Genomic DNA, 22,624 nt, shown 5'->3' with positions numbered 1-22,624 from the left:
TATAGGGGGCAGGGAGATGCTTAAAAAAACAATTTCTTTCTTTTTGATTTTGATTCTAGCAGTTTCATTCAGTGCTGTGTATGCTGAAGAGATTGTACCGTTGAAGGGTGACATCAACGGCAACGGGGTCGTAAACCATATCGATTTCTTGCTGTTATCGGAATATTTAGAGCCAAATATAGAGATCCAATATGATCAGAAAAAAGACCTGAATGGTGATGGTATCGTTGATACGAAAGATTTAGAGCTCTTAAGACAGGGGATGCCCTTACTGGAACTGCATGGTTATTATCCGAAAGAGATTTTCAAGGCCAATAATTTCAATCAAAAGGATCTCCTCAAATATTTCAATGATTTGAGTTTTGCATTTTACGATATTACGGAGGATGCTTCAACTGCTGAGAATCCCAGTATAGCCATAAGACCTATGGTTTTGAATGAAAACCACATAGAAGCCCTGCAAATTGCAAAACAAAATAACATTCCCATTCGCTTCAATCTGTTTTCCAAAATGAGTATATTACATAAAATTCTTCCATATGCTGAAAAACGACAGCTGTTGATTCAGCAAACCACAGATATGCTAACTCGGGAAGTTGTTCAGGATTCCGGAATCTATTGGAATGGTGTGGTGATCGATTTCGAGGAGATGAGGAATACGAGGATAAATTCCATCAATGGAGTAAGAGAAAACATACTGTACGAAGGCAGGCTGATGAGTGAGTGGTATGTACAGTTTCTGCAAGAGCTAAGGCAGGCATTAGCCGCTGCAGGCTCCGACAAAGACTTATATGCAGCAGTACCCTATTCAGCCTACTATGATGGTTATAATTATCGGGAAATAGGAAATATAGCAGATAAAGTGATCGTGATGGCCCACGACTATGAACCAAAGGGAAGCATTAAAAAATCCGATGTAATGTTGTATTTGAAAAATCCGGCTTTTGTGGATTCCATTGCACCGGCTAGCCGGATTGAAAAAGCAATACAGGCTTTGACAAATCAGGAGACAGGCATTCAAGATCCAAAGAAGATTATACTGCAGATTTCCTTTGGAACAGCCCAGTGGAAGTTCCCGAATATTGAAAAACCAGAGGATTGGGAAAAACTTTCTCCGGAAACAGTAGGAAACTATTCAACACCTTCCTATACACAGATTTATCAAAGAATGACAAGCAGCCTTGATCCGGCCATACCCAGCTATATCAAGGTACTGGAAAGTCCCTATATAGCCTACTATAACAGTGTAGATAAGTCCTATAACTTTATACTTTATGAGGACAGCAGGAGTGTAGCTGAAAAGATTAAAAAAGTACGGGAAGCCGGGCTTGGGGGCATTTCTCTCTGGTCATTGGGGAGGATTCCTGCCTATGAAAATCCTATAAGGGATAGCAGTACCCTGGAATTATATATGAATGTCTGGACACAAATCCTTGAGTCCGCAGGGTTCTGATTGATAAATAATCAATAGAAAAATATTAAAGCCATCTGTCCAATGATAGACAGATGGCTTTAATATTAAAAAAATGCTGATCAACATAGACTTCTTTCTTGACTTGATCACTTAGTTTATTTGCAATAGCTTTGACTGTCTCCAGAAGGGGGGGAATCTACAACCGCCTAAAAACATTTTTATAAAGCAGAACCTATTAAGGTATTGACACATATAGGACTATTATGATAATGTTTAATTATTGAAAACGATTATCATTATCATATTAAGGGGTGTCTAAAATGATTGAAATGAAAAAAGCTTTTCTAGAAAATGCTTTAACCTCCACAAAAGCAGCTGAAGATGGCTGCAGCTGCACCAATTGCCAATGCCATCAGCCTAAGGGATGTGGATGCAAGGAAAAAGGCGATTAAGCAAATCCACAGCAGCTTATAGAAAATAAGTTTAGTGCTAATGAAGGAGGTAATTGATTTGAAAAAAGTAACAGTGATTTATTGGAGTGGGACTGGAAATACGGAGATGATGGCAAAAGCTGTAGCAGAGGGCGCTGAATCTGATAATAGTGTGGTGAGATTGCTAAGTGTGGACAAAGCTTCTGCAGAGGATGTAGCAAATGCCGATGGCGTTGCATTAGGTTGCCCGTCGATGGGAGCAGAGGTTTTAGAAGAAACTGAAATGGAACCCTTTGTAGCGTCTTTGGAAAAAGTTGTAGCAGGCAAACCCCTGGTGCTGTTTGGGGCTTATGATTGGGGAAATGGCGAATGGATGAAGGATTGGGAAGAGAGAATGAAGGGCTATGGTGCGAACCTGGCTGCAGAGGGCCTCATTGTAAATCTAACACCTTCTGATGAAGATTTGCATGCTTGCAAGGAATTGGGAGCAAAGCTGCTCTAGCTACATAGAATTTTTACCAAACTGTATATGATAGTGAAAACTTAGGACATAATCTCCGGTGCAATGGAGGTTATGTCCCTTATTGTTTCAAACTGTAAATATGAAGCTTTAGAAAGAGGATCATTGATAGCATAATAAAAGCATTATAGATATCTGTAAATGGTTTTTATTCATAGGAATGGGTATAAAAAATATGAAGCAATGAATGTTTTACCTGTGATAAAATGGTAGATAGAGTTATTTTTTAGAATTGATAGATATAAGAGTAATATGATCACGATGGCAATTGTAAAAAAAAATTTACGAATATTATTTCATATTGGAGGGAGAAAAAATGAAACATAACCTTAAGAAAGGCTTGGCTTTATTACTGATGACGGCCTTAATACTGGGAATCGCTGCTTGCGGAAGAGTTGTGGCACCAGGAACCTCAACACAGGTAGAAACACCGAAAGAAAAAACCAAAATAAAAGTTGCTGCTTTAAAGGGGCCTACCGGTATGGGTATGGTAGAATTGATGCAAAGCCATGAAGCGGGGGACGCTGGGCTAGACTATGAATTTACTCTTGTTGGAAGTCCGGACGATCTAGTAGGTAAGATCATTAGCGGAGAAGTCGATGTGGCGGCAGTACCGACCAATTTAGCACTGGTTTTGCATAACCGGACAGAAGGTGCTGTTCAGCTGGCTGCAGTGAATACACTAGGGGTTTTATATATGATAGAGAATGGCGATACGGTCCACAGTATGGATGATTTGAAGGGAAAAACCGTATATACCAGCGGAAAAGGGGCTTCACCGGATTATATATTCCAATACATATTGCAGAAAAATCAGCTGACAGCTGACAAGGATGTTATGCTGGACTATAAACTGCAGCATGCTGAATTGGCAGCAGCCTTGGCTGCAGGAGACGTAAACCTTGGCCTTCTGCCGCAGCCTCATGTTACTACAGCGCTAATGAAAAATCAAAATTTAAGAATTGCCCTAGATATCACAGAGGAATGGACAAAGGTTGTAGAAAACCAAGGCAAGCTGGCCATGGGCGCTATTATCGTTCAGAAAGAATTTGCCGAAAACCATCAGGGAGCATTTAATGTATTCTTAGAGGAATATAAGAAATCTGTGGACTTTGTCAATACACATGCAGATGAAGCGGCGGTACTTATTGAGAAATATGAAATTCTCCCCAATGCAGCTATTGCAAAGAAAGCAATTCCTTATAGCAATATTGTTTATATAGATGCACAGGAAGCGAAACCTTTTTTACAGGATTTTTATCAAATTTTATTTAACTTTGACCCTAAATCTATTGGGGGGAAATTAGCTGATGAAGGATTCTACTATAAAAAATAATCGTAAACCCCTGAATAAATTATTCATTTTTTTGTTTTGGGTGGCGATGTGGCAAGGGATGTACTTTATCATTGGACGGGATATTTATGTCCCGTCTCCTTTTAGTGTACTTATGACGCTGAAGGAATTACTGTTTTTACCAATCTTTTGGAGAGCCATTAGCTATTCTATCTATCGGGTGTTAGCAGGACTCTTCTTGTCGATTATACTAGGCGTAAGCATAGGAATCATCTCCAGTATGAATGATTATGTTTATCAACTGATTAATCCCCTAATGGCAGCTATCAAATCCACGCCTGTTCTCTCTTTTATCATTATTGCTTTAATATGGTTTTCTTCTTCCAATGTTCCGATCTTTATCTGTTTTTTAATGTGCTTTCCTATTATTTGGACCAATGTGGTTGCTGGGGTCCGGAATGTAGACCGGAAGCTCTTACAGATGGCCCAGATATATGATGTTCGAAAGCTAACGACACTGAAAAAAATATACCTGCCCTCCATCAGCCCCTATCTATCTGCCGCATGCATAACTTCCCTGGGATTAGGATGGAGAGTGAGCGTGGCAGCGGAGGTATTAAGCCATCCTAGAAATGCCATAGGCAGTCATCTCTATAGTGCTAAAGTCTATCTGGATTCCAGTGAGCTATTTGCATGGACAGTAGTGGTTATTCTTTTAAGCCTGCTGTTTGAAAGTATTTTTGCCCGCTTGATTAGGAAAGTCACCATGAGAAAACCCTCTGCAATCAATAATGAATAAAAGGATGTGTCAGGATTGGAGCTGTTGATCAAAGACCTTCATAAAAACTACGGAAGCTTAGAAGTGATCGCTGGCTTGAACATAGCTTTGCCATCAGGGCGAATTCATTGTGTTTTTGGACCATCAGGATGCGGGAAGACTACTTTAATGAATATACTGACTGGCCTGATTCAACCGGACAAAGGCGAAATTCAAGGATTTAGCAATAAGACATTTTCCTATATTTTTCAGGAAGATCGGCTATTGCCTTGGTGCACTGTGGAGGAGAATCTTCTATTTGTTTTGGAAAACCGTTATGAGAGAAGTGAGGCAGTAAAGAGGGTAGATAAGTATTTATCACTAGTAGATTTAGAAAGGTTTAGAAAAAGCTACCCGGAAGAGCTAAGTGGAGGTATGCGGCAAAGGGTAACCATTGCCAGAGCCTTTGCCTATGGGGGAGATATTTTTGCTATGGATGAACCCTTTAAGGGACTGCACTTAGAGTTAAAAAAGACACTGATGGACTATATTATTCACTATTGGTACGATAAGAAACCTTTCTTCATTTTTATTACCCATGACATCGATGAGGCTTTATATTTAGCAGATGATATTTATGTTTTTCAGGGTCCGCCTCTCAATTTAGAAAAACAAATCACCATTGATATTCCTCATATTCGGAGGGAATGCAGAAAAGAGCAGATGAATCATTATAAAGCATTGCTTATGAAAAAATAATCTAAAAAAGTTTGGAAAAGAGCATTGACAGAAATTTCATTTTGCTATAAACTGAACATGTTCAAAACAAATACAATAAAACCTTGAAGCATTTTGGAGGTGTAGGATGAATCAAAGCGAGCTAGATGCACGAAATAGAATAATCAAGGCAGCAATCGAAATACTGGATGAAGTTGCCGATGTAGATAAGATTACTGTTCGACAGGTTGCTGAACGGGCAAATGTGGGAGTTGGCTTAATCAACTATCATTTCAAGACGAAGGACAATTTGTTGAGCATTGCAATTGGTGAGGTCATGGTGAAAATGGCTACTGGGTTCAGCACACCGGGGCATTACTCGGATATGGAACCTGTATTGAGGCTTAAAAAAATGCTGAAGGAGCTCTATAGTTTTGCGGAACGCCATGAAAAGCTGGTGAAGTTTACGTTAACCCATGGCATACTCAATGGGGATATGCAGACGCCTCTCTTGCTAGTACCTGCACTGAGGGAGATATTTGGAAACCGAAAGGATGAAATCCAATTAAGAATCATAGCATTACAGATCATTATGCCTATACAGGTAACCAGTATCAGTCCATCGGCCTTTCATTATTACAGCGGCATAGATCTGTACAATGAAGCCCAAAGAAATAACTTTATAGATACTTTAATAGACAATCTAGTGAATCAATAAAACAAACTGCTCTTTGTTATAAAAAAAATGAAATGGGGGATCTATATGAAGATTTTTTCACTTATTATCGCCATTGTTTCAGGATTGCTTTTATCTTCTACTTTGATCTGCGGGTTGTGGATAAGGGCAAATAAAGTGACAGATGTAAGTTCATTGAACTTTCACATGAGTATTGGGATTGCATCGGTTCTATTTAGTCTCATTGCGGTGATATTGCTGATGCGATTGGCATTAAGACTTTAACGAAAAGGTACAACAGGCAGTACATTCTTAGAAAGAGCTGCTTGTTTGTACATCCATCAGGATTTTATAGGTAGAGGTGAATTATGAAAATTATAGCATTGATGGGCAGTCAAAGAAAAAATGGGTCCGGTTACAGATACATGACTCAAATCAAAAATAAAATCATAAGTACATCCGGTATTGACTTTGAATATCTGTTTCTTTCTGATTTTGATATTAAAATGTGCAAGGGTTGCATGGTATGCTACGAAAAAGGAGAAGATGCCTGTCCTTTAAAGGATGATTACCTTTATGTTATTGGAAAATTGCTTGAGGCGGACGCTGTGATATTCTACTCTCCCACTTATACACTATCCATTTCCGGAATGCTGAAGAATTTTTTTGACCGCAGCTCTTATATCTGCCATAGGCCTTTATTTAAGGGAAAATATGCAGTGATCATGACCGCCGTGGGAGCATTTGGGGAAAAGATGACTCTGAGAACATTAAGTTGGATTGTTTCAGCTATTGGTTTTAGAATTATAGGAAAAATTGGCATTCGAAATGGGGGTTACGATAGAAAACCTGATTATGCATTAAAAATAGATAAAAGGCTTCAATATGAGGCTTTAAAATTAGTGAATCTAATAAAACAAAATCAGCCCATTGAGCCTAGCCTATTTGAACTTATATCTTATAACTATCAAAAAGAAATTTTCAGCAGGGATACGGAAGGCTGCAGGTATGATAAACAATATTGGATCAATCTAGGATGGACTGCTCCCCCCACGGACTATTTCTATGATGTGAAAATCTCCCAAATCAAAACAGCGATTGCAAAGCTTTTAACAAAAATATTGATAAAAACAGGGTTTATTGCAACTTAAAGTGATAGAATTGACGAGATAGCGACTATCTGTATCGTATAGGATGAGGATTTTTGCAACAAACCTCGTGGGCCATATGAATAAAAGCCTATAAAGCAGATTACAAATTTAAGGGCTGATTCATGTGTCGTCTTAAAAAAATTGGGCAGACACGAAGGCCTGCCCATACCGGAAATACAATTTGTTTTAGAATCATCGTAATTCTGCATACGAACCAGCGACAAAAGATTATTTAATTGGGATATATATGTCAAATTCTCCATTGCGCATAAATCTTTCGTCATATAATTCCAATTGAGGCCTGCAATCCATTTCATACCCTGAAGCCGGAAGCCACTGGGAAAATATATTTTCGTAAAAACCTCCCAAGTCTTTTATTGCACCGGCATAAGTATATACCACATACTTACCGCTTTGGACAACCTTTGTTTCCATAAATTGAGGCACATCCTCAAAGCTGTCTACCTCTGCACATGCAGTATAGTGAAATCTGCCTTCTGAGTCCATTTCACCATCGCAGATACCATAAAACCGCATAGACTTGCTTTTCTGCTTGATATCCTTGTAGTGTTTGTTAAATGCCTCCCAAAGACCAGGAATTTCTCCATTCTGATTGTCTCCAAAATAAGTCATTCCTACGGCTTTAAACTCTTGGATGTTTACAATTTTTCCTTCCATATTTATTAGCTCCTTTCATATACTTGATATAATCAATTATATCAACGAATACTTGCCAATAGCATGTCAGGATTTTATGGGATTATTATATAAACATAAAATTTTATTGCATTTTTGGATTATGTACTCCCTAAGCTCAGCAGGTTCTAAAACCTCTATTTTGCTGCTCAGAGGAAATATTACGCTGCAGGCAGTTTGAAAACTGATCATATCCATATCATAAATCCAGGTATCCCCCACTTTGATGGAGGCATGTACATGAAAGCCCTGAAGGAGCTGCTGCTTTTCCTCGTAGAATTTAAGCTTCACTGGATATGCATTATGCTCGGTCTTTGAAGAAGCCTGCTTCACAAACTGGCGTTTGCTATTTTCCCAAAACCTTTCCAGAGAAAAGCTCTCTGCTATGGTAAAACTTTCATCCAAAACCTCAATATTTTCTATTCTGTTACACATAAAAACCCGAATGTCATTTTTTAGTTCGCAAAAAGCGATTACATACCACTCTGAATTTTTAACTACAGCACCATAAGGCCTTAAAATCCTTTCTGATACTTCACCATTATACTTTTTATAACATACTTTTAACTTTTTCAAATTGAGTACTGAATTTTTGATGATGTCTATATTCTTGTTTTCGACTCTCTTGCCCCACCAAGGCTCCGAGTCAATAAAAAACCTTTCCTTCGCTTTTATGATTTCTTCCTTGTGTTCTTTAGAAACACTGTTTTCAAGCTTGATAACCGCATTTTTTAGTTGTTGGGCCATTTCAGTGTTCTTTTCCGGTCTAATGCCCATACTTGAAAGTAAAAGATGAAGGGCATCTCCACTTTCTAGGACATTTGAATTAATTTTATAGTTCTCCATAAAAGAATATCCTCCATTAGGACCCGGAATTGAATAAATAGGAATGCCTGCTTCGCACAATATATCAATATCTCTATATATGGTTCTTTCAGAGGTTTCAAGTATCCTGGCTAAATTTTTTGCTGTCATTATCCCGCGGGAATCAAGCAGCATCATAATTCCTAATAGTCTGTGAAGCCTCATTCAATCACACCTCCACCTTAATCTCATTTTCCTCTGATATAGCTTAGATCATGGGCTTTATTTCCCTTTTGGGAATAGAAAATGGTTTTTTTTTCAATTTTTCCATCGCTTTTTCCAATCTATTTATCCCTTCGGATATTACTTTTTCATCATGCTGCGAGAAGCAGAGACGAAATTCTCTGTCCTCTCCCGGTGCTGCATAAAAGGCTTCTCCTGGTATAAAGGATACTCCGGTTTTTAAAGCCTCCTGCAGCAGTTTTTTTGATGAAAGGCTTTCATTGATTCTACACCATATATAGAAGCCGCCTTGAGGGATGTGAAAGGAAAGCTTTGATTTGAAGCTTAGGTTAAGGGCATCTGCCATTACATCTCTGCGATTTTTATAGATTCCCCGTATCTTTGTCAGATGCTCTCCAAGGTGCCCTTCTTTGATGAATAAGTCCAGCAACCATTGTGAAATGTTGTTGCTGTGGAGATCAACATACTGTTTCTCCAGTATGATTCTGTTTATCAGTGATGGATGAGCAACCATGTATCCAAGCCTTAATCCTGGCATCAGGGTTTTTGAAAAAGTGCTTAAATAGATCACCCCTCCATAGTCATCCAAGGATTTCAAGCTCATGGGTGGAATATCTTCATAATAGATGCTGCTGTAGGGATCGTCTTCCAGAATGGCCAACCTATAACGGGCTGAAAGCTGAATGAGCTGCTTTCTTTCTCCGGCTTTTATAATCGCACCGTTGGGATTTTGAAAGGTAGGTATACAGTACATCAATTTCGGCCTGTAGCGGGCCAAGTAGTCTTCCAATATTTCAAGGGGGAAATGCTCTCTTTGGGGCAGGCTTAATACTCTGGCTCCCAATGATTGAAAAACCTGAATGGCTCCCAGATAGGTAGGCTCTTGGATGATCACATAATCACCGGGCTCAATCAGCACCCTTGCAGTAAGATATAAGCCTTGCTGAGATCCGGAAAGGATAACTACCTCATCGGCGTGACACCGGATACCCTCTAGTGCCAGCATTTGCGTAATTCTGTTTCTTAAGGGTTCATATCCGTGAATAGGGATATGTCCAAAATCTTTAGGGTCTAAGGCTGACAAATTATCCAAGTAGAGCTTAGAAAATGTATGGACAGGATAAAAATTAGGGTCTGGCATTCCCGCATCAAGGGAAATTTTATCCTCCAGCACATTGCTAACCATCAGTTCACTCATAAGAGAAGACATTGAAGACTGCATATAAGGCTTTAACAGCTGAGGCCAGGGCATTTCATAATTTGATCTGTTGCCTAGAATATATCTGTCACTGACATAGGTGCCGCTGCCATTTTTTATACTTATATAACCATCTTTTTCTAAGTGGCGATAAGCATTAATTGCTGTGGTTCTGCTTACCTGGAATAGCAAAGCCAGCTCCCTTTCTGCAGGAAGCCGTTCACCTACTGTGAGAGAGCCATCATCAATCTTAGCCTTTATAAGGGAAGCAATCTGCAGGTAATAGGGTGATGAAGTATCCAATTTAGTATTTGCGATCAATTTGGATATATCCATTTCTTGATTTTCACTCCTTTGGTATCCAATTTGCTCTAATAATAATATAATTGGATATTTATTTGGTATTTCCTTCTACGTATAATAAAAAATAAAAGGAGTTGAAATCTACAGTGGAAAAAGATATCGCCTACACCTTTCAAAATGGAAATAAACTTATCTGGAAGGAAGTACTGAAAGACTGCTTACCGATTACTGCAGGAATCGTTCCCTTTGGGTTGACTTGTGGCATCATGGGAAGAACAGCAGGTTTTTCGGCTTTCGAAATAACCTTCATGTCTATGACCGTATTTGCCGGGGCAGCCCAGTTTATGGCTATTGCCATGATTAACTCAGGCATTATCAATTGGGGAGTAATTGTCTTTACTACTTTTTTAATTAATCTGAGACACTTATTAATGGGAGCATCCTTATCCCCTTATCTTTTTAAGCAGCCTAGAATCCTTCAGTACCTTTTAGCCTTCAGCATGACCGATGAAAGCTATGCATTAACGATCAACAGAATTGAAAAAAAGGGCTATGATTTATATTACCAGTTGGGAGTAAGCTTTTTTTTGTATATCATATGGACGTCTTCTACTTTTCTAGGGGCTGTTCTTTATCAAAATATTCCTAACCCCTTGGAATGGGGACTGGATTTTGTCATCCCGTTAACCTTTCTGGTTTTGTTAGTACCTCGGCTGGCAAACCGAAATGCTCTGCTTGTAGCACTGGTTTCAGCTCTGACAGCTGTTTTAGGGGCTTTGTATCTGCCAGGCAAGTGGTACATCATTCTGGCCGCTGTTGCGGCAAGTATTGCTGGTGGACTTATTGAAGGAGGAAGAAGAAATGAATTTTAAACTAATTTCCGTTATAATAGGTATGGCTTTGGCAACCTTCATCACCCGAATGGGTGCACAGGTTATTTTTAGCAGCACGGGAATGCCAGTGTGGCTGGAGAAGTGGTTGAAGCATGTACCGACAGCATTTTTAACGGCGCTGATAACGCCGGCTGTTTTACTGCCAAAGGGTTATCTGGATCTATCCTTCAACAATAGTTATCTCTTGGCAGGGATTGTTGCTGCATTCACAGCTTATAAAACTAAAAATGTATTAACCACCATTATTGTAGGCATGGCGGTTATGATCGCTGTAAGTTATTGATTATGTCGTCATACACGAACTCTATCATCTTGTCCATATGAATCATGACCGTTCCTTTTGGCGCTTGGCAGGGAAAATCTATCCAAACTACAAAGAAGCGATGACTATTTTAGGGACGGAAAAAACGAGAGACATGTAGGAAATATTAATGCAAATGGAGGTCAAACATAAAATTTATATGGCGATTATACACTGAAACACAGTCATCAGATACCGCCTGAAAGCATTATAATATATTGGAAGGAAATAGACGATCTATTTAGAATTGTTTATAATGTATCTACAGACCGATTCAGATCAAGGAGGGATTATATGTCGCTTCAATCCTTGCAAGCTCAAAAGATCGTAGAAAGATTGATGAATATCTTAGGTAAAAATATAAATGTAATTGATACAAGAGGAAACATAATAGCATCAGGAGATATTACCAGATTGAATTTATTTCATCGGGCGGCAAAGGCAGCGGCGGATCAGAGAAAAACGGTTTTAGTAGATGATAATAATATTATTGACTATGAAGGATGCAAAAAAGGGGTTAATATACCAATTTTTAACGATAACAAAGTGATCGGTGTGGTTGGAATCACAGGAGAACCCTCAGAGGTTGAAGGGTATGGAATGATAGTGAAAGAATTGGTTGAACTTATGATTCAAGAGGATGAAAGAAAAAAGCTGGAGCTGTTCCATTCAAGGGCCATTAGAAGCTTCGCAAAAGAACTCATCAAGCATGCAGAAGGAGAGGATATAGACCTGTTGTACTCCAGAGCAAAGCTTGTAAACTTCGACTGCAGTGTGTCAAGGGTAGTGATTGTAGCTGATATTTGTGATTTTTCGAATCTAATAGATATAAATGAAGAAAAATCTGAGATCATGCTTCAAAGCTTAAAGCAGCAAATAACAGATATTATCAACAGCGTATCTGATTTAAGATATGATGTAGCATTTAATCTCTCTGAGGACCGGTTTATTATATTTAAAGAAATCAGCGGGAGCATGGATGAATACTGTCTAACAGTTCAAGAACAGGTGCTTAAAAAGACGGGTGTAAGATTATATATAGGAGTAGGGCCGAAGTGTGATACCTTAGATGACTTTAACAAATCATATACCCTGGCAAATGTGACCTTGAATATAGGAAAAAAGATGAGCAGGAAAGATATGATATATTTTTCAAAGGATTTTAGGCTGCAGCTGCTTTTAAAGCAAATTGGAGACAAGCAAAAGAAAGAATATATGGAGAGCTTTGGAGAGATATTTAAGCTGCCTATTGAAAAACAATCTAAGGATCTGTTTTTAACCATAAGAGCATACTATGAAAATAGCATGAATGCTCAAAAGACTGCTCAAGCACTTTTTATACACCGAAATACACTTTTATATAGATTGAGTAAGTTTAAGGAATTATACGATATAGATATAACCGTACCCTACAACTGTATGCTGATTTATATTGGTACAATACTGATGGATTTAGATTAATCAAGCAACCGTGTGCATTTTACTGCGTATTATACTAAATTGCCAGTAAAGATATGGACTTCCATATCTTTTGTTCTTTTTGCACAAAAAATAGCTCTTCAAAACCGAATATATTGTATGGTAAGTACATATCATTTGTGCATAGATTACTATATAATTTAAATAGAGTTTACGTTAGGTGGTTATGCGTATGAAGATAATAATAGCACCAGATTCATTTAAGGGAAGCCTATCTGCCAAAGCAGTAGCAGATGCCATTGAAATTGGTATAAGAAGAGTGGTTCACGATGTAGAGATTATAAAGGTGCCTATGGCAGATGGCGGAGAAGGAACGGTTCAATCCTTAGTGGATGCAACAGGCGGAAGAATGGTCAGCCTAAGGGTATTGGACCCTTTGTGCAGGGAAATAAACTCCTTCTACGGGATACTTGGAGATGATAAAACTGCGGTTATAGAAATGGCTGCAGCTTCTGGACTACCTTTGCTAAAGGAAGAAGAAAGAAATCCCATGATAACGACAACCTACGGGACAGGGCAGCTGATCAAGCATGCTCTTGATATGGGATGCAGAAATATCATATTGGGTATTGGCGGCAGCGCAACCAATGACGGAGGAGCTGGTATGGCAACTGCTCTTGGTGTCAAATTTCTGAATGAGCAGGGTGAAGAAATAGGTTTTGGAGGAGGTGCACTAGGAGAACTCCATAGCATAGATAAAAGTGGCATGGATCAAAGAATAGGATTATGCAAAATATCAGTAGCTTGTGATGTTTCCAATCCTCTTATAGGGTTAGAGGGGGCATCCTATGTGTTTGGCCCGCAAAAGGGGGCAGACAAAACCATGGTTGAAACTTTAGATGAGAATCTGAAAAGATACGGACAGCTGCTGGAACAGAATCTAGGGATTTCCGTATTAGATGTTCCGGGAACCGGTGCAGCCGGAGGCCTGGGTGCTGGGGTGCTTGCATTCTTAAATGCTGATCTAAGAAGAGGCGTGGACATCATAATTGAAGCTACAGGACTAGAAGGGAAACTGAATGGAGCAGATTTGGTGATCACCGGGGAAGGTATGATAGACCATCAAACCATATATGGAAAAACACCCTATGGCGTTGCAGAACTTGCAGGGAAATACAAAATACCCGTAGTTGCAATAGCCGGAGGAATAGGCAATAATATAGAAGTTTTATACAATAACGGATTTAATTCTGTATTTTCAATAGTAGACAGACCGATGACATTAAAAGAATCAATAGACAGAGCTCAGGTTCTCCTTCAAGATACTGCAGAAAGAATTATGAGATTATTTTCTATTAACCTCCATCATAAATGATGGAGGTTAATGTATAATATTATAAGAATAGGAGGTAGATTATGAAAATTGTAGTTCTTGATGGATATACACTAAACCCGGGAGATCTTAGCTGGGAAGGATTGCGAAAATATGGTGAGGTAACTGTATACGATAGAACACCTGCCGATAAGGTTGCAGAGCGGATAAGCGATGCAGAGGCTGTATTTACAAATAAAACGCCCATTACAAGGGAAACCCTTGAAGCATGTAAGTCTATCAAATATATAGGTGTTTTGGCCACAGGCTATAATATTGTGGATGTAGGGGCTGCAAGGGAAAGGAATATCCCTGTATGTAATGTACCTACCTACGGAACCGCTGCAGTATCACAGTTTGCAATAGCACTTTTGCTGGAGATGTGCCATCATGTAGGGGAACATTCCCAAACAGTAAAGGCAGGGGACTGGTCAAACAGTCAGGATTGGTGTTATTGGAATTATCCTTTGGTAGAACTGGATGGCAAGACCATGGGGATTATTGGATTTGGAAGGATTGGACAGGCAACTGGCAGGCTTGCTCAGGCATTTGGAATGAAGGTCTTGGCATACGATGAGCATCCGAATCATGAACTGGAAAGTGAGACGTTAAAGTATGTGACACTAAATGAACTGCTGGAAAAATCCGATGTAATTTCCCTTCATTGCCCCTTATTCCCGTCTACAGAAGGAATTATCAACAAGGATAATATCGCAAAGATGAAGGATGGGGCCATGCTCATCAATACATCCAGGGGTCCGCTGGTGGTAGAGCAGGATCTGGCAGATGCGCTTAATTCAGGCAAGCTGGCAGGAGCAGCAGTCGATGTGGTATCTGCTGAACCCATTAAGCCTGATAACCCTCTGCTTACAGCTAAGAATTGCATCATTACACCTCACATTGCATGGGCTCCAAAGGAGTCTAGAAAAAGATTGATGGATACAACTGTCGATAATCTTGAGAAATTTATGAATGGAAACTCAGTGAATGTAGTGAACCAATGATTTTTGGCAGAAACGTAAAAGTAGAAAGGTAGGACATTTTCAGTGTGAATATGTACCTGCCTTTTTTGTTTTTGATAGGAGCTTAAATTCGATGAGCTTTGTAGAATCCCAAAGGGTAAAACTGTTTTTTCAAGCTTTAATGGCTTATCTTCGTGGAAAACGATTTCAGATCCCTCGTAAATATACAAGAGACCAAAATATTCTCCTTCACTTTTATTAATCTCACTGGGGGTACGCTTCCCGTTGCATGTGTCGCAGACGCAATATAACAGCCGCACACCGCCTAAATGTCGCATTTTGATTTTACCGGAAAAACTAGTGGAAGGTGATTTGTCTAGTGACCATTTCAGATGAGAGTCGTTTAAAGCAGAACTCCAGGCTTCAAACTGAGACTTAGGAAAAAAGTCTAATGAATTCCACTCTGCCCAAGCTTCTTTAGCATCAAATCTCATTCTTATCCACCTACCTCAATAAAAATAGCAGACAGTTCCTTTTTAGAATAAAAATGCTTCACTGAAAGACAAGAATCATAAAAAGGTTGCTGATAAACTAGGTTTACACCAAGATCATCTCTACAATGCCTGTGACTTACAGTCAAATTGCGAAGTGGACAGGAATGCAGTTTAAAGCTGCTCCCCAAATTGCAGTTGTGCATATCCATGGTAATGCAATGATCAGTACTGTAATAGTATACGGAAGGAGGCAAGGCTGATGCTGAAATCAATCGTAAAGAGCTATTATGAAAATTTAGGCCAGGGCAAGCTAATGGGTAATAAGTGCAGTCAATGTGGAGGATATACCTTTCCTCCTACGACGGCCTGTGAACATTGTGGAAGCAGTAATACAGATAGGATTGAACTCTCCGGTAGAGGAGATTTATTGTTTGTTTCTCATAGTATGGAACCGCCTCCTAATCTGAGATTTAACAAGATTGCTCAGACTGTGTGGTTATTGATATAAATTTTCTTTTCTAAATACAAGATCCAAAAAGGATTTCCATTGTTACACCATTGATTTACAAATAGAACTAAATATGGACAAATATAAACTACGTCAAATGATAGTAGAGCATCCCTTAGGGACCATAAAACGAAGTTGGGGAGCTTATTATTTCTTAACCAGAAGAAAAATCTCTGTAACCGCAGAGATTTCCTTGGCGTTCCTTTCATACAATTTAAAACGAGTACTGAACATTCTTGGAGTTAAGGAAGTGTTAAGAAGGCTCAGAGAAAGAAGTAAACCAGCACTGGTGTAGCGTACTGGTCTATTGAAAATATACTATACATAAATTTAAGCGATGAATAGGGTTGTTAGTTCAGATATCTAGCTGAATAGCCACACAGTCTGACGGTTCTCTTGACATCGCATACATAACAAATTACATACCAAATAAATTTGGTAAAAAGAGTGTTATCTGTGGGATAAAAGTAACTAAGATTAGAGCAGCGATTAAAGCTAATAAAAATGGCCAAATTGATTTGACTAAAGTTTCAAACCTCATACCTGTTATACCACAAGCTACAAATAGATTTGAACCAACAGGAGGTGTTATAAATCCTATTGACAGGTTTAGGATCATCATTACGCCAAAATGGTATACATCAATCCCGTACTGAGCAACAATTGGGTATAATATAGGACTCAAAATGATGATGGCTGTAAAAGTTTCCATGATACATCCTACAATCAATAATATAATGTTAATGACGATTAATAATACATATACATTACTACTCAATGAAGTTAATGCAGTTTCCACCATCTTTGGTATACCTTCAACTGTCAAGATCTTCCCTAGCACCGATCCAGTGGCGACAACGATTAATATTGATGAGACAGTAATAGCAGAGCTAACTAAAGCTTTTGATGTTGCATTCATAGAAAGCTCTTTATAAATAAATTTTCCAACAATGAATCCATAGACACATGCAACAACAGCTGCCTCTGTTGCTGAAAATATACCACCATAAATCCCGCCTATGATAATAAGTGGTACAAATAAGGCCCATATAGCATCGATGGTACATTTTATTACATTTTTAAAATTAAATTCAGTGTTTGTACTCCTATAGCCATTCCTTTTAGCGTAGTAGCAAACTAGAATCATAAGAGTAACACCAGCTAGAAGTCCTGGTCCGATTCCTCCCATAAACATATTACCAGGAGAAGCAGCAGGGAGTGCCACACAATACATGATCATAGGGATGCTTGGAGGTATTATTGTACCTAAAACGCCGGCCGCAGCAGCAAGTGCTGTTGCAAATGAACGAGGATAGCCCTGTTCCTCCATCGCTGGGATCATGATAGTACCAACTGCTGCAACTGTGGCGATAGCAGATCCGCTAATGGCACCAAAAAATATACAAGTGAGGACGGTTACAATTCCAAGTCCACCTGTGAAATGTCCAACCAGTGAATTGGATAAATTAATAAGCCTTTTAGATAATCCTCCACCTTCCATAAGTGTGCCAGCCAAAATGAAAAATGGAATTGCAATAAGAGGAAAGCTATTCATTGAGGAGAAGATGGCTTGCGAGATAAAATCAAGTCCCATTGAACCACCTGCAAATCCATAAAGGCAAAGTGCCATTCCAATGGAGACACCAATTGGAACTGATAGAAATACAAATAAAGCAAAGGAAGCTAACAATAAAAATATGTGCATTAGTCTATCCCCCTATTTCTTTCTTCTGTTTTTTCTTTAAACAATAGCTTTGTATCGATTATGAGTCTGTAAATGCTAAGTACAAATCCAAAGGGGACGGCAATTTGTATCATCCACATAGGAAGTCCAGTAGATTCTGAAATTTGTGGATTAACAAAAATTAACTTATAAACTTTGAGTAGTGAATAATAACTGAAAATGCCACAAAACAGCATAAAAACTAAATTTGATAGTATTTTAAGATAGAACTGCATTTTTTCAGATAGAATTACAAAAGCTAATTCGACCTTGATGTGCTTTCTCTTCTTTACTGCCAATGAGATGCCAATAAAAACGGACCATATTAACATATAGGTAAGCAGATCTTGGCTCCAAGACAGCGAAAGATTAATCACATACCTAAAAAACACTTGAGCTGTTGCTATGACCAGCATAGCTGTATAGGTTGCTATTAAAATCCACTCTTCAATATGTTCATGTAGCAATTTTAAAACCTTCATAGAAACCCTCCCAAGCTTGATATAAATAAGGTGTCAAAAGACACCTTATTACTCAAACAATACATTGATTTTTATTTGCTTTCTATCTCTTTAATTTTAGCAAGAGCACTGTCCATTAGCTCTTTTCCAATTTTTTGTTCAAAATTTTTGTATGTTGGCATTGACATATCGATGAATACCTGTCTTTCTTCATTTGTTAAATAATAGATTTCGCTGGTTTTCTTAATGGTTTCTATACTTTGATTTTCAAGTTCAACGGCTAATTCTCTATTAAATTTTTGTGTACTCAAAGCAGCTTCTTCAATTATTTGCTTTACATCATCTGGATAAGAGTTGAATACGCCTGTATTAATAAACATTCCAGCGGGATCAAATGCATGTTTTGTATCAGTAAAATATTTTTGAACCTCATTAAACTTCATACTCGCAGCATTGCTGAAACTATTCTCTTGTCCATCAATTGTTTTTGTTTGAAGACCGACGTATATATCTCCATAAGGGAGTGGAGTTGGATTTGCACCGTATGCTTTAAAGTAGTCAATTTGAATAGGGTTATCTAATGTTCTTATTTTTAAACCTCTTAAGTCATTAGGGTTTTTAACAGGACCTTTGTTATTAGATACATTTCTAAAACCACCATCGAATACAGCAAGTTGTTTAAAACCTTTGTTTTCAATGCTTTTGGCTATGTTTTTAGCGATATCGCTATCCAAAAACTCAAAAGCTGCTTCTTTACTGCTAAATAAATAAGGCAAATTGTAAAGTAAAAACGCATCAGAGAATTGTGCAAAAGGTGGGTAAATGTTTACACACATTTCAATACTACCGTCTTGAACACCATTGAAAATATCGGCACTTCCGCCTAATGCTCCTCCGGGGAAAACCTCAACATCAATTCGTCCTTCAGACAACTTCTCGACTTGCTCTTCAAAGTGACGCATAGAACGTGTTGCGATATCTTGCTCTGGCGTAACAAGACCTACTTTGATTTTGAATTCTCCCTGCTTGATTTCTGTACCTTTATTGGTGGAATCCACATTATTTGATTTAGTGGAACATCCAACGGCAAACAACATAACTAAAATAAGTACCAATGATAATAGTTTTTTCACTTTCATTCCCCCTTTTTTAATATAAAGTATAATAAATAACAATTGAATTAACTCGTTTATTCCATGACGAATTATGACTTTTCAATATTATTTCAGTGTCAAAATGTCATATTTATAAATTGCTACTGATTAATGTATTAGACTTAGAAGGAAAAACTAAAGAGTTGATTTTGGAAGAATTTGTTTTGGACCTGGGCCGTGGGAAAATTGAATCTGACTCAATCATCCCTTCTATTGTTAAAGATCATGGAAATGTTATAATAAAAGAAAATCCATAAGGGGCGATGGATATGTCTAAAGTAATGGTTGTAGATGATGAAATTGAAATAGCAGAAATGATTGAAGACTTTTTAAGAATTGAAAACATTGAAGTTGTTAAGGCTGATTCTGGAGAGAAGGCATTAGAGCTTCTGAAAGAAGATATTGAACTATTGGTTTTAGATATAAATTTGGATGGAATGAATGGAATCGAGCTATGCAAAAAAATTCGCAAGGCCAATTTCATTCCAATTATTTTTTTAACCTGCAACAACTCCCAGAATGATATGCTTCTCGGACTGGGGGTAGGTGCTGATGATTATATTACCAAGCCTTTTAATCCTGTGGAACTGGTGGCTCGTATCAAGGCCAATATCCGCAGAAGCCGTTCCTATAATCAAGGCAGTATAAGGGATGAAATCATTACCTTTGGGGATATTGCCATCTATAAAAGAGGTTATAAGGTTTACAAAAACAAAGAGAATGTAAATATAACGTCTAAAGAATTCAATCTTTTGCTCTTCTTGATTGAGAATGCCTATATTGTTTTGAGCAGGGATCAAATTCTTAACAGAGTATGGGGGGACTCCTTCTACGATGAGAATTTGGTCAATACAACAGTTAAAAGACTTAGAAAAAAAATTGAAAACAATCCTGAAAAACCAGAATATATCAAGACTATATGGGGTGTTGGTTATGTTTTTGAAGGTGATGTGAGATGATCCTAAAAATACGTACCAAACTACTGGGGATGATGCTAATTATTGGGGTGATCGCTGCTCTTCCAATAACATTTATAAGTATGACTTCATTAATAAAGTCATCTAAAGAACAGGCAAAAGACTTTGGAGAGAAATCTGCCTATTACAACTCAGAGATCATCAACACATGGCTTTCGGAAAAAGCAAAGACTCTGATGGAATTAAAAACACAGTTAAAAATGAAACGGAGCCAAGAGGAAGTCAAAGAGCTCCTTAGGGTATATTCCGAAATTAACCGGGATTTCATCAGCATATTCATTGGGACGGAGGACAATGAAATGATGGATGCGTACGGATGGATACCAGATGAAAATTACATTGTTACTGAGAGACCTTGGTATCAAAAAGCAGTTAATCAGGATACCTATGTAACAACCTCTGCTTACCAGGATGTCAATAAAAAGGAGAATGTCACTGCCATTGCATCCAGTATTGAGCTGCAAGGACGCAAAGGCGTCATTGCAGCCAATATTTACGTAGATTATATTGTGGAGATTATCGATGATATAAAATATGGGGAGAATGGATTTGCCATATTATTGGACGATAACTATAATCTGATCACTGGCCCAAAAGATGATGACCTTTTAGAGGCGTTTAATCACATCTTTGAGATGCTCACTTCAAGGGGAGAGTTTTTTGTGGAATCAGAGGCTTTTGAAATTGAGATCGATGGCATAGAATATATAGCAGCTTATTCCAGTATCAAAGGATTTGACTGGAATCTTTTTTTAGTGGCACCTTTATCCGACTTTATTCAATCAGCCTATGCTATGCGGAATCAGATGATTTATATTTTGTTAGGAACGCTTATAATGATCTTTATGATTGATTATTACTTAAGCCGCTCTATATCCCGTCCTATAGAAACATTAGTTAACAGGGTGTCTAGAATTGCAAATGGGAATTTTGATATGGCTATAAACATTAAAACACAGGATGAGATTGGTAAGTTGAGCAAAGAGCTGGATAAAATGCGGATTAACTTAAAGACAATCTTTGAATCCCTTAAATATGAAAGTAAAATTATTTCTATGAATTCACAAAACTTAGCTGAGCATTTAGAGGAAACCTTTAAGGGGACATCTCGCTTTATGTCGATGCTTTCTCATGATATCAAAACACCAATAACCTTGATTAAGGGATACAGCAAGGCTCTAAGTATGGAGATGGTGGATCAGGATAAAACGAAGGAATACATTGAAAGAATCCATTATCGTTCTGAACAAATTGAGAACATTGTGACTGATATTCTAGACAACACATATGAAGCACATAACATAGCAGTAAATCTAAAGGAGATAAAAATCTCTGATTATATAAACATGATTCTCTATAATTCAGAAAACTATGTGAGCAACCAAAATCATCAGTTCATTCAAAAGATTGATTATGAAAATATTGATCCTGAGAATATCATAGCAGTTGATATCATAAAAATTCAGAGGGTTATCAATAATATCTTATCCAATGCTGTGAAGTTCTCAGAAGACGATTCAATTATTGAATTAGTCATAAAGGAAGAAGCGGGTAGGATATTGACCTGCTTCAAAGACTACGGGATAGGCATCAAGACAGAAGAGCAGGAGAAAATTTTTAATATGTTTTATAAATCCGACAACTCTAAAAAAGGTTACGGACTGGGATTATATATTAACAAAGCTATTATTGAAGCACATAATGGCGATATTTTTTTCGAGTCGGAATACCATCGAGGAACTATTAGCGGCTTCTATTTAAATTACAGAAAAAATTAATAAATAAGGATAGTTATGAGCGAGATAAGCAATGTTTTTTTCAGAAAAGTCCATCAATAGATTTGGAAAATATATTTTATCCATCATTCTACATCATGCACCAGCTTTATATAAATTGCATATGGTACTACCGAAGAAGGACTAGGCGCATATTTCCGTTATGAAACAATATTTATAAAGGAGCTGTTTATATGAAATCAAAAACGACAGATATTACAGACATTTTCACCAGTAAAGGTCTTACCTACCAGCAAAAGCTTTTTAACCTTGCCAACGTTGCAGAAAGGTTATTAGACCCGAGAGAATTACTGGGCTATACTGACGGAAATGATGTATATTGAAAATGAAATGATATCTATTTAGCCCCCAAAAAATTTA

Annotated in this window: 25 protein-coding genes; 19 read left to right on the top strand and 6 right to left on the bottom strand. The window is 37.9% G+C overall.

Translation table 11 applies throughout. From position 1 onward, the window contains the following. Positions 1-16: 16 nt before the first annotated feature. The 9 genes from BUB56_RS08390 to BUB56_RS08355 all read left to right on the top strand — a co-directional run bounded on the left by BUB56_RS08390 (position 17) and on the right by BUB56_RS08355 (position 6,960). Entirely contained in the window at positions 17-1,453 is a 1,437-nt protein-coding gene (locus BUB56_RS08390; protein ID WP_110940874.1) for a glycosyl hydrolase family 18 protein, read from the top strand. Positions 1,454-1,734: 281 nt separating this feature from the next. Further along, a complete protein-coding gene (locus tag BUB56_RS20100) occupies positions 1,735-1,866 on the top strand; it encodes a hypothetical protein (RefSeq protein WP_278319471.1) in 132 nt (43 codons plus the stop codon). A gap of 58 nt (positions 1,867-1,924) precedes the next feature. After that, the gene (locus BUB56_RS08385; RefSeq protein ID WP_110940873.1) at positions 1,925-2,347 is read left to right on the top strand and encodes a flavodoxin; all 423 of its coding nucleotides are present in this window, start codon (positions 1,925-1,927) and stop codon (positions 2,345-2,347) included. 334 nt (positions 2,348-2,681) lie between these two features. Continuing rightward, positions 2,682-3,701 (top strand): ABC transporter substrate-binding protein, encoded by a 1,020-nt coding sequence (locus tag BUB56_RS08380; protein WP_110940872.1) that lies wholly within the window; start codon positions 2,682-2,684, stop codon positions 3,699-3,701. Continuing rightward, the gene (locus BUB56_RS08375; RefSeq protein ID WP_110940871.1) at positions 3,676-4,458 is read left to right on the top strand and encodes an ABC transporter permease; all 783 of its coding nucleotides are present in this window, start codon (positions 3,676-3,678) and stop codon (positions 4,456-4,458) included. Before BUB56_RS08380 ends, BUB56_RS08375 begins: the two co-directional genes overlap by 26 nt. 15 nt (positions 4,459-4,473) lie before the next feature. Further along, positions 4,474-5,175 carry an ABC transporter ATP-binding protein gene (locus BUB56_RS08370; protein ID WP_190014323.1) on the top strand — a complete coding sequence of 234 codons (702 nt, stop codon included), beginning with the start codon at positions 4,474-4,476 and terminating at the stop codon, positions 5,173-5,175. A gap of 106 nt (positions 5,176-5,281) precedes the next feature. Next, positions 5,282-5,851 (top strand): TetR/AcrR family transcriptional regulator, encoded by a 570-nt coding sequence (locus BUB56_RS08365; protein ID WP_110940869.1) that lies wholly within the window; start codon positions 5,282-5,284, stop codon positions 5,849-5,851. Between the two features lie 45 nt (positions 5,852-5,896). Then, entirely contained in the window at positions 5,897-6,094 is a 198-nt protein-coding gene (locus tag BUB56_RS08360) for a hypothetical protein (protein WP_110940868.1), read from the top strand. Positions 6,095-6,177: 83 nt separating this feature from the next. Continuing rightward, positions 6,178-6,960, top strand: a complete 783-nt coding sequence (locus tag BUB56_RS08355; protein WP_110940867.1) for a flavodoxin family protein — start codon at positions 6,178-6,180, stop codon at positions 6,958-6,960. 228 nt (positions 6,961-7,188) lie between these two features. On the opposite strand, the gene BUB56_RS08350 is transcribed toward BUB56_RS08355, so the two are convergent. The 3 genes from BUB56_RS08350 to pdxR all read right to left on the bottom strand — a co-directional run bounded on the left by BUB56_RS08350 (position 7,189) and on the right by pdxR (position 10,237). Next, positions 7,189-7,638 (bottom strand): GyrI-like domain-containing protein, encoded by a 450-nt coding sequence (locus BUB56_RS08350; RefSeq protein WP_110940866.1) that lies wholly within the window; start codon positions 7,636-7,638, stop codon positions 7,189-7,191. A 66-nt stretch (positions 7,639-7,704) separates the two neighbouring features. After that, positions 7,705-8,685, bottom strand: a complete 981-nt coding sequence (locus BUB56_RS08345) for a helix-turn-helix transcriptional regulator (RefSeq protein ID WP_110940865.1) — start codon at positions 8,683-8,685, stop codon at positions 7,705-7,707. A 43-nt stretch (positions 8,686-8,728) separates the two neighbouring features. Further along, positions 8,729-10,237, bottom strand: coding sequence for a MocR-like pyridoxine biosynthesis transcription factor PdxR (gene pdxR, locus BUB56_RS08340; protein WP_110940864.1), 1,509 nt, complete (start codon positions 10,235-10,237; stop codon positions 8,729-8,731). Between the two features lie 113 nt (positions 10,238-10,350). Here pdxR and BUB56_RS08335 point away from each other — a divergent pair, with 113 nt between their 5' ends. The 7 genes from BUB56_RS08335 (at position 10,351) to BUB56_RS08305 (ending at position 16,153) form a co-directional block, all read left to right on the top strand. Further along, positions 10,351-11,076, top strand: coding sequence for an AzlC family ABC transporter permease (locus tag BUB56_RS08335; protein ID WP_242946257.1), 726 nt, complete (start codon positions 10,351-10,353; stop codon positions 11,074-11,076). After that, entirely contained in the window at positions 11,066-11,380 is a 315-nt protein-coding gene (locus BUB56_RS08330; protein WP_110940863.1) for an AzlD domain-containing protein, read from the top strand. The genes BUB56_RS08335 and BUB56_RS08330 overlap by 11 nt, the downstream gene beginning before the upstream one ends. After that, the gene (locus BUB56_RS20290) at positions 11,376-11,519 is read left to right on the top strand and encodes a M48 metallopeptidase family protein (RefSeq protein ID WP_207650414.1); all 144 of its coding nucleotides are present in this window, start codon (positions 11,376-11,378) and stop codon (positions 11,517-11,519) included. Before BUB56_RS08330 ends, BUB56_RS20290 begins: the two co-directional genes overlap by 5 nt. A 173-nt stretch (positions 11,520-11,692) precedes the next feature. Continuing rightward, a complete protein-coding gene (locus BUB56_RS08320) occupies positions 11,693-12,859 on the top strand; it encodes a CdaR family transcriptional regulator (protein ID WP_110940862.1) in 1,167 nt (388 codons plus the stop codon). A gap of 190 nt (positions 12,860-13,049) precedes the next feature. After that, complete coding sequence (locus tag BUB56_RS08315) at positions 13,050-14,192, top strand: glycerate kinase (RefSeq protein ID WP_110940861.1); 1,143 nt, start codon at positions 13,050-13,052, stop codon at positions 14,190-14,192. A gap of 41 nt (positions 14,193-14,233) precedes the next feature. Further along, on the top strand, positions 14,234-15,193 hold the full coding sequence (locus BUB56_RS08310) for a D-2-hydroxyacid dehydrogenase (RefSeq protein ID WP_110940860.1): 960 nt from the start codon (positions 14,234-14,236) through the stop codon (positions 15,191-15,193). Positions 15,194-15,904: 711 nt separating this feature from the next. Continuing rightward, positions 15,905-16,153 carry a Zn-ribbon domain-containing OB-fold protein gene (locus BUB56_RS08305; RefSeq protein ID WP_110940859.1) on the top strand — a complete coding sequence of 83 codons (249 nt, stop codon included), beginning with the start codon at positions 15,905-15,907 and terminating at the stop codon, positions 16,151-16,153. 418 nt (positions 16,154-16,571) lie between these two features. Here BUB56_RS08305 and BUB56_RS08295 read toward each other — a convergent pair whose 3' ends face one another. From BUB56_RS08295 to BUB56_RS08285, 3 genes are all read right to left on the bottom strand, one after another. Further along, positions 16,572-17,858, bottom strand: coding sequence for a TRAP transporter large permease (locus BUB56_RS08295; RefSeq protein ID WP_110940857.1), 1,287 nt, complete (start codon positions 17,856-17,858; stop codon positions 16,572-16,574). After that, positions 17,858-18,358, bottom strand: a complete 501-nt coding sequence (locus BUB56_RS08290) for a TRAP transporter small permease (RefSeq protein ID WP_110940856.1) — start codon at positions 18,356-18,358, stop codon at positions 17,858-17,860. Before BUB56_RS08290 ends, BUB56_RS08295 begins: the two co-directional genes overlap by 1 nt. 71 nt (positions 18,359-18,429) lie before the next feature. Then, positions 18,430-19,470, bottom strand: coding sequence for a TRAP transporter substrate-binding protein (locus BUB56_RS08285; RefSeq protein ID WP_190014321.1), 1,041 nt, complete (start codon positions 19,468-19,470; stop codon positions 18,430-18,432). A gap of 290 nt (positions 19,471-19,760) precedes the next feature. Between BUB56_RS08285 and BUB56_RS08280 the strand changes: the two genes are divergently transcribed. The 3 genes from BUB56_RS08280 (at position 19,761) to BUB56_RS19870 (ending at position 22,587) form a co-directional block, all read left to right on the top strand. Next, complete coding sequence (locus tag BUB56_RS08280; RefSeq protein ID WP_190014319.1) at positions 19,761-20,450, top strand: response regulator transcription factor; 690 nt, start codon at positions 19,761-19,763, stop codon at positions 20,448-20,450. Then, positions 20,447-22,246 carry a sensor histidine kinase gene (locus BUB56_RS08275; protein ID WP_110940853.1) on the top strand — a complete coding sequence of 600 codons (1,800 nt, stop codon included), beginning with the start codon at positions 20,447-20,449 and terminating at the stop codon, positions 22,244-22,246. The genes BUB56_RS08280 and BUB56_RS08275 overlap by 4 nt, the downstream gene beginning before the upstream one ends. 191 nt (positions 22,247-22,437) lie before the next feature. Next, on the top strand, positions 22,438-22,587 hold the full coding sequence (locus BUB56_RS19870; RefSeq protein WP_242946256.1) for a hypothetical protein: 150 nt from the start codon (positions 22,438-22,440) through the stop codon (positions 22,585-22,587). Positions 22,588-22,624 lie beyond the last annotated feature (37 nt).

Origin of the sequence: Geosporobacter subterraneus DSM 17957 (genome assembly GCF_900142145.1) — a bacterium.
GTDB lineage: Bacteria > Bacillota > Clostridia > Peptostreptococcales > Thermotaleaceae > Geosporobacter > Geosporobacter subterraneus.
The sequence above is the reverse complement of the archived record's forward strand: the minus strand, read 5'-3'. Positions and strand labels throughout refer to the sequence as shown.

Excerpts from the sequence above, each read along its gene's own strand:
- BUB56_RS08390 (WP_110940874.1), top strand. The coding sequence starts at position 17 with ATGCTTAAAAAAACAATTTCTTTCTTTTTGATTTTGATTCTAGCAGTT.
- BUB56_RS20100 (WP_278319471.1), top strand. The coding sequence starts at position 1,735 with ATGATTGAAATGAAAAAAGCTTTTCTAGAAAATGCTTTAACCTCCACA.
- BUB56_RS08380 (WP_110940872.1), top strand. The coding sequence starts at position 2,682 with ATGAAACATAACCTTAAGAAAGGCTTGGCTTTATTACTGATGACGGCC.
- BUB56_RS08375 (WP_110940871.1), top strand. The coding sequence starts at position 3,676 with ATGAAGGATTCTACTATAAAAAATAATCGTAAACCCCTGAATAAATTA.
- BUB56_RS08365 (WP_110940869.1), top strand. The coding sequence starts at position 5,282 with ATGAATCAAAGCGAGCTAGATGCACGAAATAGAATAATCAAGGCAGCA.
- BUB56_RS08360 (WP_110940868.1), top strand. The coding sequence starts at position 5,897 with ATGAAGATTTTTTCACTTATTATCGCCATTGTTTCAGGATTGCTTTTA.
- BUB56_RS08355 (WP_110940867.1), top strand. The coding sequence starts at position 6,178 with ATGAAAATTATAGCATTGATGGGCAGTCAAAGAAAAAATGGGTCCGGT.
- BUB56_RS08350 (WP_110940866.1), bottom strand. The coding sequence starts at position 7,638 with ATGGAAGGAAAAATTGTAAACATCCAAGAGTTTAAAGCCGTAGGAATG.
- BUB56_RS08345 (WP_110940865.1), bottom strand. The coding sequence starts at position 8,685 with ATGAGGCTTCACAGACTATTAGGAATTATGATGCTGCTTGATTCCCGC.
- pdxR (WP_110940864.1), bottom strand. The coding sequence starts at position 10,237 with ATGGATATATCCAAATTGATCGCAAATACTAAATTGGATACTTCATCA.
- BUB56_RS08330 (WP_110940863.1), top strand. The coding sequence starts at position 11,066 with ATGAATTTTAAACTAATTTCCGTTATAATAGGTATGGCTTTGGCAACC.
- BUB56_RS08320 (WP_110940862.1), top strand. The coding sequence starts at position 11,693 with ATGTCGCTTCAATCCTTGCAAGCTCAAAAGATCGTAGAAAGATTGATG.
- BUB56_RS08315 (WP_110940861.1), top strand. The coding sequence starts at position 13,050 with ATGAAGATAATAATAGCACCAGATTCATTTAAGGGAAGCCTATCTGCC.
- BUB56_RS08310 (WP_110940860.1), top strand. The coding sequence starts at position 14,234 with ATGAAAATTGTAGTTCTTGATGGATATACACTAAACCCGGGAGATCTT.
- BUB56_RS08305 (WP_110940859.1), top strand. The coding sequence starts at position 15,905 with ATGCTGAAATCAATCGTAAAGAGCTATTATGAAAATTTAGGCCAGGGC.
- BUB56_RS08295 (WP_110940857.1), bottom strand. The coding sequence starts at position 17,858 with ATGCACATATTTTTATTGTTAGCTTCCTTTGCTTTATTTGTATTTCTA.
- BUB56_RS08290 (WP_110940856.1), bottom strand. The coding sequence starts at position 18,358 with ATGAAGGTTTTAAAATTGCTACATGAACATATTGAAGAGTGGATTTTA.
- BUB56_RS08280 (WP_190014319.1), top strand. The coding sequence starts at position 19,761 with ATGTCTAAAGTAATGGTTGTAGATGATGAAATTGAAATAGCAGAAATG.
- BUB56_RS08275 (WP_110940853.1), top strand. The coding sequence starts at position 20,447 with ATGATCCTAAAAATACGTACCAAACTACTGGGGATGATGCTAATTATT.
- BUB56_RS19870 (WP_242946256.1), top strand. The coding sequence starts at position 22,438 with ATGAAATCAAAAACGACAGATATTACAGACATTTTCACCAGTAAAGGT.